Origin of the sequence: Micromonospora sp. CA-111912 (assembly GCF_050948415.1) — a bacterium.
GTDB lineage: Bacteria > Actinomycetota > Actinomycetes > Mycobacteriales > Micromonosporaceae > Micromonospora.
Genome location: NZ_CP192007.1, coordinates 6,555,070 through 6,570,312 on the forward strand (window position 1 = coordinate 6,555,070; position 15,243 = coordinate 6,570,312).

The 15,243-nt window shown below is 73.8% G+C and carries 17 protein-coding genes and 1 pseudogene; 7 read left to right on the top strand and 11 right to left on the bottom strand.

From position 1 onward, the window contains the following. Positions 1–2: 2 nt before the first annotated feature. The 3 genes and pseudogenes from ACQPZO_RS27770 to ACQPZO_RS27780 all read right to left on the bottom strand — a co-directional run. Positions 3–653: an HAD family hydrolase gene (locus ACQPZO_RS27770; protein WP_433344828.1), complete on the bottom strand. Its 651-nt coding sequence runs from the start codon at positions 651–653 to the stop codon at positions 3–5. A gap of 80 nt (positions 654–733) precedes the next feature. After that, a complete protein-coding gene (locus ACQPZO_RS27775) occupies positions 734–988 on the bottom strand; it encodes a glutaredoxin family protein (protein WP_350887738.1) in 255 nt (84 codons plus the stop codon). Positions 989–1,120: 132 nt separating this feature from the next. Continuing rightward, positions 1,121–1,309 (bottom strand): annotated as a pseudogene (locus ACQPZO_RS27780) (AMP-binding enzyme); the annotation flags it as partial. A gap of 730 nt (positions 1,310–2,039) precedes the next feature. On the opposite strand from ACQPZO_RS27780, the gene ACQPZO_RS27785 reads away from it, so the two are divergent. From ACQPZO_RS27785 to ACQPZO_RS27795, 3 genes are all read left to right on the top strand, one after another. Next, positions 2,040–3,002: an ECF subfamily RNA polymerase sigma factor, BldN family gene (locus tag ACQPZO_RS27785; protein WP_433344829.1), complete on the top strand. Its 963-nt coding sequence runs from the start codon at positions 2,040–2,042 to the stop codon at positions 3,000–3,002. A gap of 373 nt (positions 3,003–3,375) precedes the next feature. Beyond that, positions 3,376–4,269 (top strand): DUF5667 domain-containing protein, encoded by an 894-nt coding sequence (locus ACQPZO_RS27790; protein ID WP_433344830.1) that lies wholly within the window; start codon positions 3,376–3,378, stop codon positions 4,267–4,269. Between the two features lie 207 nt (positions 4,270–4,476). Then, complete coding sequence (locus ACQPZO_RS27795; RefSeq protein WP_405116067.1) at positions 4,477–5,352, top strand: HAD family hydrolase; 876 nt, start codon at positions 4,477–4,479, stop codon at positions 5,350–5,352. Positions 5,353–5,367: 15 nt separating this feature from the next. On the opposite strand, the gene ACQPZO_RS27800 is transcribed toward ACQPZO_RS27795, so the two are convergent. From ACQPZO_RS27800 to ACQPZO_RS27825, 6 genes are all read right to left on the bottom strand, one after another. Further along, positions 5,368–6,252 (bottom strand): lysophospholipid acyltransferase family protein, encoded by an 885-nt coding sequence (locus tag ACQPZO_RS27800; RefSeq protein ID WP_433351300.1) that lies wholly within the window; start codon positions 6,250–6,252, stop codon positions 5,368–5,370. Between the two features lie 215 nt (positions 6,253–6,467). Then, positions 6,468–7,541, bottom strand: a complete 1,074-nt coding sequence (locus ACQPZO_RS27805) for an NAD-dependent epimerase/dehydratase family protein (protein WP_433344831.1) — start codon at positions 7,539–7,541, stop codon at positions 6,468–6,470. A 118-nt stretch (positions 7,542–7,659) separates the two neighbouring features. Further along, a complete protein-coding gene (locus ACQPZO_RS27810) occupies positions 7,660–7,761 on the bottom strand; it encodes a 30S ribosomal protein bS22 (protein WP_007465623.1) in 102 nt (33 codons plus the stop codon). A gap of 236 nt (positions 7,762–7,997) precedes the next feature. Next, complete coding sequence (locus tag ACQPZO_RS27815; protein WP_007465625.1) at positions 7,998–8,207, bottom strand: helix-turn-helix domain-containing protein; 210 nt, start codon at positions 8,205–8,207, stop codon at positions 7,998–8,000. Between the two features lie 473 nt (positions 8,208–8,680). Then, complete coding sequence (locus ACQPZO_RS27820; RefSeq protein WP_433344832.1) at positions 8,681–9,142, bottom strand: VOC family protein; 462 nt, start codon at positions 9,140–9,142, stop codon at positions 8,681–8,683. After that, a complete protein-coding gene (locus ACQPZO_RS27825; RefSeq protein ID WP_433344833.1) occupies positions 9,139–9,726 on the bottom strand; it encodes a DinB family protein in 588 nt (195 codons plus the stop codon). Before ACQPZO_RS27825 ends, ACQPZO_RS27820 begins: the two co-directional genes overlap by 4 nt. Positions 9,727–9,788: 62 nt before the next feature. Here ACQPZO_RS27825 and ACQPZO_RS27830 point away from each other — a divergent pair, with 62 nt between their 5' ends. Beyond that, positions 9,789–10,775 carry a helix-turn-helix transcriptional regulator gene (locus ACQPZO_RS27830; protein ID WP_433344834.1) on the top strand — a complete coding sequence of 329 codons (987 nt, stop codon included), beginning with the start codon at positions 9,789–9,791 and terminating at the stop codon, positions 10,773–10,775. Here ACQPZO_RS27830 and ACQPZO_RS27835 read toward each other — a convergent pair. After that, on the bottom strand, positions 10,751–12,055 hold the full coding sequence (locus ACQPZO_RS27835) for a hypothetical protein (RefSeq protein WP_433344835.1): 1,305 nt from the start codon (positions 12,053–12,055) through the stop codon (positions 10,751–10,753). The two genes, ACQPZO_RS27830 and ACQPZO_RS27835, sit on opposite strands and share 25 nt — an antisense overlap. Before the next feature lie 62 nt (positions 12,056–12,117). Next, positions 12,118–13,038, bottom strand: coding sequence for a proline dehydrogenase family protein (locus ACQPZO_RS27840; protein WP_433344837.1), 921 nt, complete (start codon positions 13,036–13,038; stop codon positions 12,118–12,120). Between the two features lie 109 nt (positions 13,039–13,147). Between ACQPZO_RS27840 and ACQPZO_RS27845 the strand changes: the two genes are divergently transcribed. From ACQPZO_RS27845 to ACQPZO_RS27855, 3 genes are read left to right on the top strand one after another with little or no spacing between them, the layout of a single operon-like run. Then, positions 13,148–13,432: a hypothetical protein gene (locus ACQPZO_RS27845; RefSeq protein ID WP_433344838.1), complete on the top strand. Its 285-nt coding sequence runs from the start codon at positions 13,148–13,150 to the stop codon at positions 13,430–13,432. Between the two features lies 1 nt (position 13,433). After that, positions 13,434–14,600 (top strand): glutathionylspermidine synthase family protein, encoded by a 1,167-nt coding sequence (locus tag ACQPZO_RS27850; RefSeq protein WP_433344840.1) that lies wholly within the window; start codon positions 13,434–13,436, stop codon positions 14,598–14,600. A gap of 19 nt (positions 14,601–14,619) precedes the next feature. Further along, positions 14,620–15,192, top strand: a complete 573-nt coding sequence (locus tag ACQPZO_RS27855; RefSeq protein WP_433344842.1) for a CGNR zinc finger domain-containing protein — start codon at positions 14,620–14,622, stop codon at positions 15,190–15,192. Positions 15,193–15,243 lie beyond the last annotated feature (51 nt).

A 15,243-nucleotide genomic window follows, 5' to 3' on the forward strand; every position in this document is an offset into this window, starting at 1 on the left:
GGTCATCGGAGGGTGGCGGCGAGGGTGACCGCCTCGGTGAGGGTGTCGGCCACCGGGTGCCCGGACGCGCGCAGCCGGGCCTGGTCGGTGAACCCGCCCGTGTAGAGCACGGCCCGGCCGCCGACCGATTCGGCGGCGTCGGCGTCGTCGATCGAGTCCCCGATCAGCACCACGTCGCGGCCGTCGACCCCCAGCTCGGTCAGGTGCCGCTCCAGCGACTCGGCCTTGCGGTCCCCGCCGACCGTGGCGCGCAGCCCGTCCACCCGGGCGAACCGGTCGGTCAGCCCGTGGGTGTGTACCGCGGGCACCAGCTCGTCGTGGAACCACATCGACAGCAGCGACTGGCCGCCCGGCCAGGCCGCCATCGCCACCGCCGCGTCGTCGGCGAGCACGCAGGTGGTCAGCCCGCTGCGATACGCGTCGTGGAAGATCCGGTCCAGCTCGCCGAACGCCGCGTCGTCGACGGCCCGGCCGAGCACCTCGGCGTAGTAGTCGGCGATCGGGCGGCGGAACCGCACCCGGTGCTCGTCCGCGCTGACCGTCGGGCCGCCCACGCTGGCGAAGACGGCGTTGGTGGCCGCCACCACCAGGTCGAGGTCGTTGAGCAGGGTGCCGTTCCAGTCCCACACGAGATGGGGGCGCGCAGGGGTCATCCCAGCACGATAGGACCCGCACCGGCGCGCGGGGAAGGGCGGCGCGGGGACCGGCGGCGCGGGGACCAGCGGCGCGGGCCTCAGAGCTGCGGGGTGGTCAGGTCCCGCAGCAGCCGTTCCTCCTCCACCCGCCAGTAGCCGTGCTCCTTGCCGTCGAGCAGCACCACCGGCAGCCGGTCGCCGTACTCGCGCTCCAGCTCCACGTCGCCGGTCACGTCCCGCTCGATCCACCGGTCCCCGGTGACCGCCACCACCCGGTCGAGCGCCACCTTGGCGTCCTCGCAGAGGTGGCAGCCGGGGCGGGTGATCAGGGCGAGTCGGGCGTCACTGGACATCGGGAACCTCCGTGCGGATGTCGGCCGGCGCCGCCGGGGACTGTGCCGGCCTAGCTGGGTCTTGCGCATCCTGCCGATCGCCGAGTACGGCAGCGCGTCGACGAACTCGACGGCGGTCGGGCACTTGAACCGGGCCAGGTTACGGGCGCGGTGGGCGAGCAGCTCCACCCCGGTCACCGGGCGCCCCGGCGCCGGCACCAGGTACGCCCGGACAGTCTCCCCGGTCCGCGGGTGCGGCACACCCGGTACCGCCGACTCGGCCACCCCCGGATGCCCGGCAGACACCGCCGCCACCTCGTGTGGGTAGGCGTTGAAGCCCACCAGCCGTCGGCGGGCGGTGGGCCCTCGGCCGGCACGGAGGGTGAGCGAGGTGCCGGACGGTCGGGCGGCCGGGCGCGGCCCGGGCGGGCGCGACCGCGGTCACCGAGGCGTCCGGTTGCGGCCATGTCGCAGTGGTGTCCCGCCAGCGCAACGCGGGACGGCCGCCGTGGTCGACCACCGCCCGGCGGAGCCGGTCGACGAGGTTCGGCGTGGAGTCGTCGGCTACGTCCGGCACGGTGGCAGAGTCTGACGCAGCCTCCGCTCACCGGCCCTGCCCGAGCCGGGCCGACGCCGCGTCCGGGCCCTCGCCGGCATCGTCGCGCCGGCCCGGTCGCACGCCGTCCGGCGGCCCGTCGGAGGGGCCGGAATCAGCCCGGTGACCTGGGGTTCCATTGCGGACCACCTCCCCGGGCGAAAGTCAACCACGCGCGACGGACAACCGGTCCGCCATCGGTGCGAGGGGCAGGGAAATACTTCCGCTCTGTGTAACGGACTTGCCACGCGCGGGTGACGTTGGCCCTATCATCACTCGGGTCGGCTCACCCCATTTGCCGTGAGTCGACACCCCTCAGCCCGAGGAGGCCCCCGTGCCTGTGAGCGCATTGGACCAGCACCTCAATGGGATCTGCCGCCCGTCGGCATGTCCCGGAAGGACTCTGCCCGACCACCATTGCCCCGCCCGCGCGGCGGTGTGCCGGCGGCCGGTGTGGGACCGGACCGGGGAGGCACGATGACCAGTTTCGGCTACGTAGAGCGACCGGGCGGGCTGGCCGGGGCGGCCCGCGCCGCCCTCAACGAACGGCTGGGCGCGCCGCGCGGCTCGGACGACATGTGGAGCCAACCCGTGCGCGGCGACGGGACGTCCAGACGCCTGCCCAACCGCTCGCACCACAACGAGGCCCCACCTCGCCCGGCCGCGCCCGGGGGCAATGGCGGCCGGGTCGCCTCGCCGGCCAGGCCGATGATGCCGGCCCAGGGCCGGCGCACCGGCGACACGCCACCGGCGACCGACCCGGCGGCGACCGAGACGGCGGTGCTGCCGGCGGTGCCAGCCGGGCCGCCGGCCGGGCCACCCACCGGGCCTGGCGGCACGTCGACCGGCTACCCGAGCAGGCCCGACCCGTCCGACCCGGCCACGGAGGTCTGGAAGCTGATCGAGCGCGCCCAGGCCGGCGAGTCCGAGGCGTTCGGGCTGATCTACGACCGGTACGTGGACACGGTCTTCCGCTTCGTCTACTTCCGGGTGGGCAACCGACAGCTCGCCGAGGACCTCACCTCCGACACGTTCCTGCGCGCCCTCAAGCGGATCGGCAGCTTCACGTGGCAGGGCCGGGACCTCGGCGCGTGGCTGGTCACCATCGCCCGGAACCTGGTCGCCGACCACTTCAAGTCTGGGCGGTACCGGCTGGAGGTCACCACCGGCGACGTGCTGGACGCCGACCGGGAGGACCGCGGGCCGGAGGGCAGCCCGGAGGCTGCCGTCGTCGAGCACATCACCAACGTCGCGCTGCTCACCGCCGTGAAGCAGCTCAACCCGGAGCAGCAGGAGTGCATCGTGCTGCGGTTCCTCCAGGGATTCTCGGTCGCGGAGACCGCCCGGGCGATGGGCAAGAACGAGGGCGCGATCAAGGCGTTGCAGTATCGGGCGGTCCGGGCCCTGGCCCGGCTCCTGCCGGACGGCTTCCAGCCCTGATCCGACCGCCACGGCGAGCCCCGACCCGGTTCCCCGGGTCGGCGCCGACCCGGCCGCCGCGGCACGCGGGGCTTCCGGTCGACACCCGCAGCAGCGACGGCTGCCCTGCTCACCCGCCCCCGGACGATGGCTCGACGCTCACCACGGCGTGACGACCATCACTCTTCGTGGCTTCGCTCCCGCCGGCCCCGTAACCCGTGCCCGGCGCGGAGCGTTTCTCCGGGTGCGACCGGTGGTTGCCCCGGCATACCCGGGCCCCACGGTCCGGACAGCGCGGCCGACCACGGCCTTTCGTTCGTCGGCGCGCGCTGCCGCCGGTCGCTGGTGAGGACAGCGGCCGACCGGCCGTGACCAGCGAGAGGAGGTGCCTGCGGTGGACAGTGACCTCTTTTCCCGCCGGCGCGCCGAGCGCTTCGCGCAGCTTCTCGACGAAGCCAACGGCGGCCGACGTCACCACGTCAGGTCCCGGGCCGACGACCAGCTCGCCGCGCTCGTCGCGGTCAGCCGACAGTTCAGCGCCGATCCCCCGACCGTCGAGATCGACACCGGCTTCCGCACCGGGCTACGGGCGATGCTCGTCGCCACGGCCGAGCGGGAGGGTGTCGGCGTCACGGCGACCGGATCGACCGAGGCGGGGCCTGCCGGCCACCGGGGCGCGGTCGGCGCCGGGCAGCGCGGCTCGTTCCTGCCCGCCGTGACCGCCCGCCGGGCCCGCGCCCGGGGCGCCATCCTGGTCGGGGTGGCCGCCGGCGCCATCGCCGTCTCCGGCATCTCCGCCGCCAGCGAGAACGCGGTGCCCGGCGACGCCCTGTACGGCATGAAACGCTCCACGGAACGGGCCCAGCTCGCGCTGGCCAGCTCGAACCTCAGCCGGGGGCAGCTCTTCCTCGACTTCGCCCGCACCCGGCTCGACGAGGCCGCCGCGCTGCGCGGGGACCGGCTCGGGTTCGAGGCCGTCCTTGACGACATGGACTCGGACAGCCGCCAGGGCGTACGGCTGCTGACCAGCGTCGCCGCGCAGCGCACCGACCCGGCCGGCCTGGACGCGGTGAACACCTTCGTCACCGGGCAGCGTCGCGCGGTCGGCGACCTGCTCGACGGGGCCAGCCGGGCGGAGCGGGACCGGGTCCGCCGATCGCTCGCCCTGCTCGACGCGATCCGGAAGCGCTCCGACGCCCTGCGTGCGGCCATCGACTGCGAGCTGCCCGCGCCGGCCGGCAGCGACGCGCTCGGCCCGACCCCCGCAGCCTGTCCCGGCGACCGCTGAGTCACCCGCCCCACCGCCCCACGACCCGCCGCGCGACGGCCCTCGGCTCGCGACCCCCGGCCCAGCCCGCCACGGGGTGCCGACAGGGCCTCTCACCAGCGGACGGGCATTGTGCGCCACAGTTCCCGCTCGACGGGCCGGGGGGCCACCCGGCCCGGTTACTCTCGCGGAAGGCACTGGTCGTGGTCGTCGAGCGAGGGAGGTCGCGTGGCCCGTACCCGCAAGGTGACAGTCAGCACCGACCGCCACGGTCACACGGCCGGCTGGGCGGAGACCGAGGCCGCGCCGGCCACCCCGATCGCCCCCGACCCGGGCGCCGCCGCGTTCTTCGACGTGGACAACACGATGATGCAGGGCGCGTCGATCTACTGGTTCGCCCGCGGGCTCGCCGCCCGGAAGTACTTCACCACCGGCGACCTGGCCCGGTTCGCCTGGCGGCAACTGCGGTTCCGGGTGCTCGCCACCGAGCACGCCGGGGACATGTCGCAGGCCAAGGAGGCCGCGCTGGCCTTCGTCGAGGGCTGGCGGGTGGACGACGTGGAACGGCTCGCCGAGGAGATCTTCGACGAGCTGATGGCCCCCCGGATCTGGGCCGGTACCCGCCGCCTCGCGCAGCGGCACCTCGACTCCGGCGAGCGGGTCTGGCTGGTCAGCGCCGCGCCCGTCGAGATCGGCCGGGTGATCGCGGCCCGGCTGGGCCTGACGGGGGCGATCGGCACGGTTGCCGAGGTGGTCGACGGCGCGTACACCGGCCGGCTGGTCGGCGATCTGATGCACGGCCCGGCCAAGGCCGAGGCGGTGGCCCAACTCGCCGAGGTCGAAGGGCTGGACCTGTCCCGCTGCTCCGCCTACAGCGACTCCGCCAACGACCTGCCGATGCTCTCCACGGTCGGCCGGGCGGTGGCGATCAACCCGGACGGCGCCCTGCTGCGGCAGGCCCGGCAGCAGGGGTGGGAGGTACGGGACTTCCGCACCGGCCGGCGGGCGGCCAGGATCGCCCTGCCGTCGACGGCAGCGGCCGGGGTGCTGGCTGGCGCAGTGAGCGCCGGCCTAGCCCTGCACCGCCGCCGCCACGCCCACTGACCCACCCCAAGGGGGTTAGGGGCCGAAGGGGTCGGGACGGCGCTCCAGCAGCCTGTGCAGGGTCTGCTGGATGGTCTCCCGCACCTGGTCGGCGAGGTTGAACACGACCAGCGGGTCGTCGGCGGAGTCGGTGAGGTGGGCGGTCGGGATCGGCGGGCAGAACTCGATCAGCCACTTGCTCGGCAGCGGCACCATCCCCAGCGGGCCGAGCCACGGGAACGTCGGCGTGACCGGGAAGTACGGCAGCTTGAGCAGCCGCGCGAGGGGCTTGATGTCGGCGAGCATCGGGTAGATCTCCTCGCCGCCCACGATGGCCACCGGCACGATCGGGGTGCCGGTACGCAGCGCCGCCGAGACGAATCCGCCCCGGCCGAAGCGTTGCAGCTTGTACCGGTCGGAGTAGAGCTTGCCGACGCCCTTGAACCCCTCGGGGAAGACGCCCACCAGCTCGCCGGAGCCGAGCAGCCGCTCGGCGTCCGGGTTGCAGGCGACCGTCCCGCCGGTCTTGCGGGCGACCGCGGAGAGCACCGGCATCCGGAAGACCAGGTCGGCCCCGAGCAGCCGCAGGTAGCGATGGGCCGGGTGCTGGTCGTGCAGGGCTGCCGAGAGAATCAGCGCGTCCAACGCCACCGTGCCGGAGTGGTTTCCGACCACCAGGCCGGCCCCGTCCGCCGGGACGTGCTCCAGGCCGGTGACTTCGGTGCGGAACCAGTCCCGGTAGAGCATCCGCAGCAACGGGTGGAAGACCGACTCGGTCAGGTCCGGGTCGAAGCCGAACTCGTCCACCGGGTAGTCGCCGGAGAACCGGCGCCGCAGGAACGCCAACCCGGACGCGACCCGCCGGTCCCACACGTCGCCGGGCCCGTCCGGAACCGCCGGCTCCGGCGGCCCGGAAGCCACCGGCTCACCCGTCGCGGCGGCGTCCGAGGAGGACGGGGCTGCGTCCGGGGCCGGTTCGGCGTCCGGGGCCGGTTCGGCGTCCGGGGCCGGTTCGGCGTCCGAGACCGGGTGACGGCCGTTTCGCCGCGCCGGCTCCCCGTCCTGGCCGGCCAAGACCAGCGGTACGTCGTACCGGCCGTTGGCCCCGGCGCTCCCGCCCTGCTCGTCCGGCCGGCTCACGGCTGCTCCCGTACGGCCGCGCGCACCTGGCGGATGCCGTCGAGGACGGCCCGTTCGGCGGCGGCGAGGTACTCCCGGGTGACCACCACCCCGCCCTGGTGGGCGCGGATGAAGTCGTCGAACGCGGCGACGGTTGACCGGGGCGTGAAGCCGTACTCGCGCTTCAGCGCGGAGGTGTCGACCACCCGGCCGTGCACGAAGAGGTCGACCTGGTCCAGGCCGTACCGGCCGAAGCCGAGGTTGCGGGCCATCGCGGCGGCCCCGGACAGGCCCGGTTCGAGCACCGGGACGCCCACCCGGCCGGCCCGCCGGATCGCCTGGGACAGTGCGAGCACGCCCGGCCCTGCCACGTTGTACGTCCCCGGGTGGGCCTCGGCGACCGACCGGTGCAGCACCTCCAGCGCGTCGTCGAAGTGCACGAACTGCAGCCGGGGGTCCCGCCCGAACACCGTGGGCACGAACGGCTGGGAGAAGTACCGGGTCAGCGTGGTGTCGGCGGTGGAGCCGATGAACGGCGCGAACCGCAGCACGGTGGCGGTGACGTCGGGACGGCGGCGGCGGAAGCCGCGGACGTACCCCTCGATGTCGAGGATGTCGCGGCCGAAGCCGCCGCGCGGCACCTCGCGCGGCTCGGTCTCCTCGGTGAAGACCGCCGGGTCGCGGAACGACGCCCCGTAGGCGGCGGTCGACGAACGGACCACGAGCTTGCGCAGCCGGGGCGCCCGCTGACAGGCGGCGAGGAGCTGCATGGTGCCGATGACGTTCTGCTCCTTCATCGCCGACCGCCCGCCCTGCTGCTGGTCGGGGGCCGTGGCGAGGGCCAGGTGCACGACGGCGTCGACGTCGAGGTCGGCGAGGAGGCCGCCGAGGGAGTCGAGGTCGATCCGGATCAGCTCGACGCCGCCGAGCAGGCCGGCCAGCTCCGGGTTCGGATCGGCCGGGTCGACGCCGATCACCCGCTCGATCCGCGGGTCGGCGGCGAGGCGGGCCGCCACGTGGGCGCCGAGGTAGCGGCCGGTCCCGGTGACGACAACCACCCCCGGGGCACCTGGGGTGCCACCGGGGGTCATGTCGTGCACCTACCTCGGCAGGGAAGATCGAGCCGGGGCAACCGCGGCCTGATCACCTGAGCCTCCGAGGGTCGACGGTTGGCAAGCGACGCGATGCCGGGCCGGGGCCCGGCACGGGTCACTTGCCGAGACGGCGACGCTGGACGCGGGTCTTGCGCAGCAGCTTGCGGTGCTTCTTCTTAGCCATGCGCTTGCGGCGCTTCTTGACCACCGAGCCCATACGACGACAGCCTTTCGATTGCAACGTGCGGGGCGGACCGGATGACACCACGCAGTGGCGTCGACGACCGCTTGCGGACAACGGACCGGACCGACTGGCGGGCGGTGGGGCGCACCGGTGTCAGGCTACGGTCCGGTCCAGGGTAACCGGAGAGCGTCAGCGGGACCAACGCGCCCCCGCCGATGCCCGTTACGTCGCATCCGGCCGGGTGGCCAGGAACGGATCAAACGGACGGATCAGGCGGTCTCCTGGAAGGCGCCCCGCAGGTACTCGTGCACCGCGTGCTCGGGCACCCGGAACGACCGGCCGACCCGCACGGCGGTCAACTCACCGCTGTGTACGAGACGGTAGACCGTCATCTTGGACACCCGCATCACCGTCGCCACCTCGGCGACGGTGAGGAACTTGACCTCCGACAGCCGACCGTCGGACTGCGACCCGGCCATGGCTCACGCCCCATCCCATGCCCGGCGCGTGCCGCCGGACGGGATGCTCCGCCAGGACGGCTACGCGCGTGTTACCAGTACGGTAGCGGGACGGCTGTGACCGGCGCGATCCCTTCCCACAACTGATCATGCCCTGACAAGGGTTTCCTCGGCCCTGAATCTGGGATTTTCCGCCCGGTCGTCGCCGGCGTCCCGCTTCCACTCTCGTGCTCTACGCGACCAGCGCGGAAGGCGTCCGGTGGCTCCGGCGGCGCCACCGGAGCCACCGGACGGGTGCCCTGGCCCGCTTCCGGACGCGCACCAGGGCTCCGCGCTGGGAGCGCGCCTAGTGTCGCAGGCCCACCCGGCGGCCCCGACAGCGGTCGATCATGGGGGCTGGGGCACCCCGCCACCGCCGGGCCACACCTCGGCCGCAGGACCGGCCGCGACTCCCGCGACCACGGCTGAGCTGCAGCGACCACGGCTGAGCTGCATCAGTCCAGGCAGAACTCGTTGCCCTCGGGGTCGGTCATCACGATGAAGCCGGCACCCATCGGGGGATCGGGCTCGTAGCGACGTACGCGCGTCGCTCCCAGCGCGGCGAGCCGGTCGCACTCGGCCTCCAGCGCCGCCATCCGCTCCTCCCCCCGCAGGCCGGGAGCCGCCCGGACGTCGAGGTGGACGCGATTCTTGGCGACCTTGCCCTCCGGCACCTGCTGGAAGAAGAGCCGTGGGCCGCGCCCGTCCGGATCCTCGATCGCCGAACTCGTGTTGCGCTGCTCCTGCGGCACGCCGATCCGCGCGAGGAAGTCGTCCCACGCGGCCATCGGGTCGGCGTCCTCGGGCAGGTCGACCCCGGGCGGGCCGGGGTGGACGTAGCCCAGCGCGTCGCGCCAGAAGAACGACAGCGCCCGCGGGTCGTGGGCGTCCAGGGTGACCTGGATGTGGCGGCTCATCGGACTGCTCCGTTCGTGGCGGGTTCCGGATGCGGGTAGAGGTCGCGCAGCAGGCAGACCTCGGACAGGTGGTGGATCAGCTCGCGGTGGATGTGCAGCACCAGATCGGCCATGGACAACTCGGGGAAGGGCTCCTTCGCGCCGACCGGCACCCGGAGCCCGGCCTCGCCGAGGTCGCGCACCCCGGCCAGCCACACGTCGAGCTGGGCGTCGAGCTGGGCGAGCGCGGTGGCCGCGCTGCCGGCGTACTCCCAGGTCTCGTACGACGCGGCCGGCGCGCCGAAGTGCGCGGCGTTGCGCGTGGCGAGCACGCCGACGATGACGTGGCCGAGCCGCCAGGCGATCGTGGTGACGGCCGGGGGGACCGGCTCGGGGAAGGCGAAGTCGATCGTGAAGTCCCCGGCGCCGCCCTGCACGGGCGCGGTCGAGCTGCCGCGCGGTCGCACGCTCCAGGCGTCCGGCACCGGCGACCAGAAGTACTCGTCGTCGGTGAGGCCGGCGAGCCGGGCTCGGAGCTGATGGTTCCAGTGGAACTCGAACTGCTCGCGCAGCGTCCGGTTCCAGTCGAGTGCTTCTGCGTCCATGGAGCCACCCTGACACCCCTGGCGGACGGATTCGGTCCGCTATTCCTGGCAGGGTGGGCGACATGGGCGTGGCACGCGGTGACGAACGGGGTACGACGGAGCGGGTGCTCACCCTGCTCGGGCTGTTGCAGCAGCGCCAGGTCTGGACCGGCCCCGAGCTCGCCGACCGGCTCGGGGTCACGCCGCGCACGGTACGGCGTGATGTCGAGCGGCTGCGCACGCTCGGCTATCCGGTGCATGCCAGCCAGGGTGTCGGCGGCGGCTACCAGCTCGGCCCGGGACAGAACCTGCCGCCGCTGCTGCTCGACGACGAGGAGGCGATCGCCACCGCGGTTTCGCTGCTCGCCGGCGCGGGTGGCGGGGTCGCCGGCGCCGGCGACGCCGCACTCCGGGCGCTGACCAAGCTCGACCGGGTGCTGCCCAGCCGCCTGCGGCACGAGGTGCGTGCGCTCTCCGGCTCGGTGGAATCCTTCGGCGGCGGCCGCCCGCCGGTCGACCCCGAGGTGCTCATGACGTTGGCCAGGGCCTGCCGCGACGGGGTCGAGGCCGGCTTCGACTACCCGTCCGGGAGCGAGGCGCGGCGGCGGGTCGAGCCCTACCGCCTGGTCGCCTCCGACCGGCGCTGGTACCTCCTCGCCTACGACCTCGACCGCGACGACTGGCGCAGCTTCCGCCTCGACCGGATGACCGAGGTGTCGGCACGGACCTGGCGCTTCCGCCCGCGCGCGGCACCCGATGCGGCGACGTACGTGCAGGAGGGGGTGGCGAGCCGGGTCTACCCGCACCGGGCGCGCTTCCTCGTGTACGCGTCGGCCGACACGGTGCGCGCGCAGATCCCGGCGTCGGCGGCCGTCGTACGACGGCGCGGGAGCGAGCTCTGCGAGGTGCTCAGTGGCGCCGGCAGCCTCGACTTCGTGCTCATGCACGTGCTCCTGTTGGGGCACGACTTCAAGGTGCTCGACCCCCCGGAGCTCGGGAGGCGCTGTCACGCGCTGGCGGAGAGACTGCTGTCGGCCGGTGGCGGTCAGCCGGCCGCCGAACGGGCGTAGTTGACGCACTCGTCGTGCAGCCCCGCCCAAAACTCGTCGAACGCCTCCACGGACGCCTTCTCCGGCGTCCGCCGGTCGTGCACCACCGCCCTGAAGAACGCCAGGACCCGCTGCTCGCCGAACCGGTCGACGAGGTGCCGCACGGCCAGGTAGCTGACGCCGTAGCTGCCGCCGACCCGCGGGGCGGAGGCGTCGTCGGCCGGGGCCAGGTCGTCCAGCCGGCCGTTCCAGCCGCCGCCCGGGGCGAGCATCTGGCGCACCTTGGCCAGCCCCTCGTACCGGCCGACCGGCGTTCCGCCGGTGCCCGCGTACTCGGCGATCCCCTCCACCAGCCACCAGGTGGACGTGCCCGGGTAGCCGCGGTCGGGCAGGGACGCGGCGTGGGTCAGCTCGTGCCGGAGCAGGTCGTCGGCGCCGGTGGCGGAGAGTCCGTCGGCGTTGAGCACCACCTCGTAGTGACCACCGCCGACGGTGACCGCGTACCCGCCGGTCCACGTCGCCCGGCCGCCGCCGTACCAGCTCAGCCACTCGGCGCGGCCGGCGTAGAAGACCCGGTACCGGTCGGGCGGCGCGCCCCCGACCGCGTACCCGTCGGCGACCCGGGCCGCCGCCTCGGCCTGGCGGAGCAGGCCGGGCAGCTTCCCGCGCAGCGCCGGGGTGGTGGCCACGACGGTACGCGGACCGACCGCGACCACCAGGTCGCTGACCTCCCACGGCCGGGTGCCGGTCTCGACGGACCGGGACTCCTCCATGGCGACCAGCAGGGGCGCCCCGCCGACGTCGCGCCACCGGGTGCCGATCAGCACAGGGCTCGGCCGGCAGCCGGGCACCACGAAGCAGTACTGGAAGCGGACCACGATCCGCCACTCGTCGGGCCGGCCGGGGACCAGGGTCGGCTGGCCGGTCTGCTCGGGCCGCCAGACGGTGACCTGCAGCGCCCGCAGGGCGCCGTACCGGCGGATGAGGGCGGGGTGGGCGGCCGGCTCGGCGACGGCGAGGAACCCGGCCCGGTCACCGCCGAGCAGGGCGGTGGCCTGGCGGTCGAGCTGGGCCGCGATCCGCTCGCCGAGCTGACCGGCCGCCACGGTGGCGGGGTCGGCCGCGTCGGCAGGCCCGAGCTTGCCGACCACGGACCGGCCGGCGGCCTCGTGCAGGACGCCGACCAGCAGCACGGCCGGGAGGCCGCAGGCGAGCAGCAGGAGGACCACGCCGAGGGCGACCAGGAGCGGCCATGGCTTGCGTCGCCGCGGTTCGTCCCACCTGTCCAGCCCATCGGTCACCCGCCGAAGGTTACGACCTCCGGGCCGTTCGGGCGAGCGCCGCCGCGGCCGTCCGGGCCCGCCTACCTCTTCGAGACGAGGGCCCGGCCGAAGAAGGCCAGGTTGGCGGGGCGCTCGGCGAGCCGGCGCATCAGGTAGCCGTACCAGTCGGTGCCGTACGGCAGGTAGGTGCGGACCCGGTAGCCCTCGCCGACCAACCGGGCCTGCTCCTCCGGCCGGATGCCGTAGAGCATCTGGAACTCGAAGCGGTCGGATCCCCGGTCGAACCAGCGGGCCCGGTCCTCGCCGATGGCGATCAGGCGCGGGTCGTGGGTGGCCAGCATCGGGTACCCGTCGCCGGACATCAGGATGTTCATGCACCGCACGTACGACTTGTCCACCTCGCGGGCGGACTGGTACGCCACCGACTCCGGCTCCTTGTACGCCCCCTTGCACAGCCGCACCCGGGACCCGACCGACGCCAACTCCCGGCAGTCCGACTCGGTCCGCCGCAGGTACGCCTGGAGCACCGCGCCGGTCGACGGGAAGCTCTTGCGCAGCCTGGCCAGCACGTCCAGGGTCGAGTCGGTGGTGGTGTGGTCCTCCATGTCCAGGGTGACCGTGGTGCCGGCCTCGTCCGCCGCCGCGCAGATCGCCCGCGCGTTGTCGTACGCGAGCTGCTCGTCGAACATCTGGCCGAGCGCCGAGAGCTTCACGCTGACCTCGGCGGCGGGGGTGAGCCCGGCGCCGGAGAGCAGCCTCAGCAGCCTGAGGTACTCGTCCCGGGTGGCGGTGGCCTGCTCGGGGGTGACGGTGTCCTCGCCGAGGTTGTCGAGGGTGACCGCGAGGCCGTCCGCGACGAGTTCGCGGGTCGCGCGTAACGCGTCGTCGGTGCCGGATCCGGCGACGAAACGGCGGACGACGTCCCGGGTGAACGGGGCCGTCGCGACGAGCCGCTCGACCTGGGATGACCGGGAGGCGGCAAGGATGACGGAACGGAGCATGAGCCGAGGGTAACGCCCGGGCGTGTCCCCGCGCCGGGAGGCGGTCGCCGTACGTCGACCCCGTGCCCCGGGGCTGCCGAGGTGGCGCGGATCGGCTACAACAATCCACGTGGAAGAACGTCCCCGACGCCGACTCCGGTCGGCCACCGTGCAGCTCGGCGCGCTGACCGCCCTCGCGCTCACCCTCTCCGGCTGCAACATGTCCTCCGACGACGATGACGACTGCGCACTCGGGCCGGTCGGTGGCGGGACGACCGTGGCGCTGGCGATGAACGTGCCCGCCACCGCCACCGCCACCGCCACCACCGCCACCCGCACCGAGCCCGGTCCGGTCACGGCGGCCGTGCCGGAGCGCGGCGGGTTCGGCACCCACCTCGCCTCCTGCGGGGGCTGACGTGCGGCGAGAGGCGGTCACCCCCCGCCCGGACTGGGACGCCACCGTCCGCTCGCAGGGCCTGGTCTACATCGACACCGAGCTGCCCGACGGCGGGATCATGTCGTACTGGGACGAGACCGCGGCGTACGTCTTCGGCTTGGAGGAGGTGCTCCGGCTGGAGGAGGCGACCGCGGAGCTGCACCGGATGTCCGTCGCCGCCGCCGAGCACATCGTGGCCCGCAACCGGTACGCCGAGCTGGGCATCCCGGCCTGGGCGGCCGAGGCGGTGGCCCGGTCGCTGCGCGAGGCGCCGCCGAGCCTCTACGGCCGCTTCGACCTCTGCTACGACGGCACCTGGCCGCCGAAGCTGCTGGAGTACAACGCCGACACCCCGACCTCGCTGGTCGAGGCGAGCATCGTCCAGTGGTTCTGGCTGGAGCAGACCCGCCCCGAGTCGGACCAGTGGAACAGCCTGCACGAGCGGCTCGTCGCCGCCTGGGCGAAATTCGGCGCCGACCTGCACGACAAGCAGGTGCACGTGGCCTGGTCGAACGAGGAGGAGTCCGGCGAGGACCAGATCACCGCCGGGTACCTCGCCGAGACGGCCCGGCAGGCCGGGCTCGCGGCGGAGCTGCTGCCGATTCAGGACGTCGGCTGGGACGGCCGGCGCTTCGTCGACGCCGCCGACCGTCCCGTCACCACCTGCTTCAAGCTCTACCCCTGGGAGTGGATGCTCGCCGAGCCGTACGGCCCGCTGGCGCTGGATCCGGGCACCCCGACCACCTGGATCGAGCCGGCGTGGAAGCTGCTGCTGTCCAACAAGGCGCTGCTCGCCGTGCTGTGGGAGCTGTACCCCGGCCACGAGTACCTGCTGCCGGCGTACCTGGACTCGCCGCGCGACATGACCGAGTACGTGGCCAAGCCGCTGCTCGGCCGGGAGGGCGGCTCGGTGCGGATCGTCACTGGCGGCAAGGAGATCACCAATCCGGGCAGTTACGGCGACGAGGGCTTCTGCTACCAGGAGTTCCGGGCCCTGCCGGAGTTCGCCGGCAACCATGTGGTGCTGGGCAGCTGGATCGTCGACGGGCAGCCGGCCGGCGCGGGGGTCCGGGAGAGCCGGAGTCTGATCACCGACGGTTACGCCCGGTTCCTGCCGCACTACATCGACACACCGCGACTCCCCTGAGTCGTCTACGGTTGAAGGCGTGAACTTCGACGCGTACGCCCGGACCGGGGTTGACCTCGTCAACGCCCGACTGGACGACCTCGACGACCTGCGGGCCATCTTCCCTGACGACAACGCGTGGATGCGCGACGAGGTCGCGGAGCGGGACCTCGCGATCTTCCGGCGGGCACAGAAGCGCCTGCGCGACATCTTCGACTACGGCACCTCCGGGCGGGACGTCCAGGCGGTGGCCGAGCTGAACACGCTGCTGGAGGCGTACCCGGTTCAGCCGCGCATCTCCGGCCACGACTCCAGCGACTGGCACATGCATGTGACCAGCCGGGGCGCGTCGGTGAGCGCGGAGTACCTGGCCGGCGCCGCGTGGGGGCTGTCGGTCTGGCTCTGCGAGTACGGCAGCGCCCGGTTCGGGGTCTGTGCCGACGAGCGTTGCGGCAACGTCTACCTGGACACCTCGTCGAACTGTTGCCGGCGGTTCTGCTCGGAGCGCTGCGCGACCCGCTCGCACGTGGCCGCGCACCGGGCCCGCAAGCGCGCGGCGATCGGCGATCAGGTTGCCGCGCCGGCCGACGAGTCCCTCAGCCCGGTGAGCTGACCCGACCCGCCGGCCGCCGTTCGGCCCGGGGCGGGAACCGACCGCGCCGGG